Origin of the sequence: Pseudomonas sp. CM25 (assembly GCF_013179705.1) — a bacterium.
In the GTDB taxonomy this organism is placed as follows: Bacteria; Pseudomonadota; Gammaproteobacteria; order Pseudomonadales; family Pseudomonadaceae; genus Aquipseudomonas.
On the sequence record NZ_JABMCW010000493.1, the window covers coordinates 1 to 3,036 of the forward strand.

The window sequence follows — 3,036 nt, forward strand, 5'->3', positions numbered from 1 at the left end:
TCACCAATTTCGTATTGCAGTAGGAGTCCGCAATGGCCGTACAGGACCTGCTGTCCCAGGATGAAATCGATGCCCTGTTGCACGGCGTCGACGACGGGCTGGTGCAGACCGAAAGTGCATCGGAACCCGGCAGTATCAAAAGCTACGACCTGACCAGCCAGGACCGTATCGTGCGGGGTCGCATGCCGACCCTGGAAATGATCAACGAGCGCTTTGCCCGCTACACCCGCATCAGCATGTTCAACCTGCTGCGCCGCTCGGCCGACGTGGCAGTCGGCGGCGTGCAGGTGATGAAGTTCGGCGAGTACGTGCATTCGCTGTACGTGCCCACCAGCCTCAACCTGGTCAAGATCAAGCCGTTGCGTGGCACCTCGCTGTTCATCCTCGATGCCAAGCTGGTGTTCAAGCTGGTAGACAACTTCTTCGGTGGCGATGGCCGTCACGCCAAGATCGAAGGCCGTGAATTCACTCCGACCGAACTGCGGGTAGTGCGCATGGTGCTGGACCAGTGCTTCGTCGACCTCAAGGAAGCCTGGCAGGCGATCATGCCGGTCACCTTCGAGTACATGAACTCCGAGGTCAACCCGGCCATGGCCAACATCGTCGGCCCCAGCGAGGCGGTGGTGGTATCGACCTTCCACATCGAGCTGGACGGCGGTGGCGGCGACCTGCACGTGACCATGCCGTACTCGATGATCGAGCCGGTGCGGGAAATGCTCGATGCCGGCTTCCAGTCCGACCTCGACGACCAGGACGAGCGCTGGGTCAAGGCCCTGCGCGAGGACGTGCTGGACGTGGCCGTGCCTGTGACCGCCACAGTCGCCCGGCGCCAGCTGAAGTTGCGCGACATCCTGCACATGCAGCCTGGCGATGTGATCCCGGTGGAGCTGCCCGAGCACCTGGTGCTGCGCGCCAACGGCGTGCCGTCGTTCAAGGCCCGGCTGGGTTCGCACAAGGGCAACCTGGCCCTGCAGATCATCGACCCGATCGTGCGCCGCTGACGGCGCAGCGCTCGCTCATAACGAATTGAATGCCTGTCGAGGAAACCATGGCTAACGAAAACGAAATCACCTCCGCAGAGGACCAGGCACTGGCCGATGAGTGGGCCGCAGCGCTGGAAGAAACCGGTGCCGCCGGCCAGGCCGATATCGATGCGCTGCTGGGGGGTGACACCGGCGGTATGGGTGGCCCGGGCCGCCTGCCGATGGAAGAGTTCGCCAGTTCGCCCAAGCCGAACGAGAACGTCAGCCTGGAAGGCCCGAACCTGGACGTGATCCTGGATATCCCGGTGAACATTTCCATGGAAGTGGGCAGCACCGAGATCAATATCCGCAACCTGCTGCAGCTCAACCAGGGCTCGGTCATCGAGCTTGACCGGCTGGCGGGCGAGCCACTCGACGTGCTGGTCAACGGCACGCTGATCGCCCATGGCGAAGTGGTCGTGGTCAACGAAAAGTTCGGCATCCGCCTGACCGACGTGATCAGCCCCAGCGAACGCATCAAGAAGCTGCGCTGAGTGAAGGGCACGATGCGCGCCATCGCGGCGTCCGCGGTGCTGCTTGCCAGCCAGGCCGGTCTGGCCGCAGCCACCCCTGCGGCGACCCCGGCGTCTGCGCCTGGCAGCCTGGGCGGGCAGCTGGCGCAGATGGTCTTCGGCCTGCTGTTGGTGGTGGGCCTGATCTTCTTTCTGGCCTGGCTGCTGCGGCGCCTGCAAAGCACGGCGGTAAAGGGCGGGCAGGTGATCGAGATCGTCGGCAGCCGCGCCATCGGCCCGCGTGACCGGCTGTTGCTGGTGCAGGTGGGCAACGAGCAGATCCTGATTGGCCATACCCCCGGCAGTATCGAGGCCCTGCATGTCATGGCTGAGCCCGTGCAAGTGCCGGTTGGCAGCCGCCAGGCGGCGCCCGAGTTTGCCCAGCGACTGATGGAGCTGATGGGCAAGGACCCTAAGGACAAGAAGTGATGAGTGGCGCGCTGCGTACGTTGTTGACCCTGGCGCTGCTGCTGGCGGCGCCGCTGGCCCTGGCCGCCGACCCGCTGTCGATCCCGGCCATTACCCTGTCCAATGGTGCGGACGGGCAGCAGGAGTATTCGGTCAGCCTGCAGATCCTGCTGATCATGACGGCGCTCAGCTTCATCCCGGCGTTCGTCATCCTGATGACCAGCTTCACCCGCATCATCATCGTGTTCTCGATTTTGCGCCAGGCGCTGGGCCTGCAGCAGACGCCGTCCAACCAGATCCTCACCGGCATGGCACTGTTCCTGACCCTGTTCATCATGGCGCCAGTGTTCGACCGGGTGAACCAGAACGCCCTGCAGCCCTACCTGAACGAACAGCTTACCGCGCAGCAGGCCATCGACAAGGCCCAGGGGCCGCTCAAGGACTTCATGCTGGCACAAACCCGGCAAAGCGACCTGGACCTGTTCATGCGCCTGTCCAAGCGCACCGACATCGCCGGCCCTGACCAGGTGCCGCTGACGATCCTGGTGCCGGCGTTCGTCACCTCGGAGCTGAAGACCGCATTTCAGATCGGCTTCATGATCTTCATCCCGTTCCTGATCATCGACATGGTGGTCGCCAGTGTGCTGATGGCCATGGGCATGATGATGCTGTCACCGCTGATCATCTCGCTGCCGTTCAAGATCATGCTGTTTGTTCTGGTTGATGGCTGGGCGCTGATCATGGGCACCCTGGCCAGCAGTTTCGGCGGCGTCTGACGCCGTCAAGGAGAGCGCATGACCCCGGAAATTGCCGTTGACCTGTTCCGTGATGCCTTGTGGCTGACCACCCTGATGGTGGCCGTGCTGGTGGTGCCAAGCCTGCTGGTGGGTCTGGTTGTGGCGATGTTCCAGGCGGCCACGCAGATCAACGAACAGACCCTGAGCTTTCTGCCGCGGCTGCTGGTAATGCTGGTCACGTTGATCGTCGCCGGGCCCTGGCTGGTGCAGAAGTTCATGGAGTACATCACCAACCTGTACACCAACATCCCGCAGCTGATCGGTTGACGCGGCGATGCTGGAGCTGACAGACGCGCA

Annotated in this window: 5 protein-coding genes; all 5 read left to right on the top strand. The window is 63.2% G+C overall.

The features are described 5' to 3' along the window. Positions 1–32 precede the first annotated feature (32 nt). Genes fliM through fliQ form a run of 5 tightly spaced genes read left to right on the top strand, consistent with a single transcriptional unit; the run spans position 33 to position 3,006 of the window. Complete coding sequence (fliM, locus tag HP546_RS28370) at positions 33–1,001, top strand: flagellar motor switch protein FliM (RefSeq protein ID WP_172232578.1); 969 nt, start codon at positions 33–35, stop codon at positions 999–1,001. Positions 1,002–1,048: 47 nt separating this feature from the next. Continuing rightward, a complete protein-coding gene (gene fliN, locus HP546_RS28375) occupies positions 1,049–1,516 on the top strand; it encodes a flagellar motor switch protein FliN (RefSeq protein WP_172232581.1) in 468 nt (155 codons plus the stop codon). 12 nt (positions 1,517–1,528) lie between these two features. Further along, positions 1,529–1,963 carry a flagellar biosynthetic protein FliO gene (gene fliO, locus HP546_RS28380; RefSeq protein ID WP_172232584.1) on the top strand — a complete coding sequence of 145 codons (435 nt, stop codon included), beginning with the start codon at positions 1,529–1,531 and terminating at the stop codon, positions 1,961–1,963. Then, the gene (gene fliP / locus HP546_RS28385) at positions 1,963–2,718 is read left to right on the top strand and encodes a flagellar type III secretion system pore protein FliP (protein WP_172232586.1); all 756 of its coding nucleotides are present in this window, start codon (positions 1,963–1,965) and stop codon (positions 2,716–2,718) included. The genes fliO and fliP overlap by 1 nt, the downstream gene beginning before the upstream one ends. Positions 2,719–2,736: 18 nt before the next feature. Beyond that, the gene (fliQ, locus tag HP546_RS28390) at positions 2,737–3,006 is read left to right on the top strand and encodes a flagellar biosynthesis protein FliQ (protein WP_172232589.1); all 270 of its coding nucleotides are present in this window, start codon (positions 2,737–2,739) and stop codon (positions 3,004–3,006) included. Positions 3,007–3,036 lie beyond the last annotated feature (30 nt).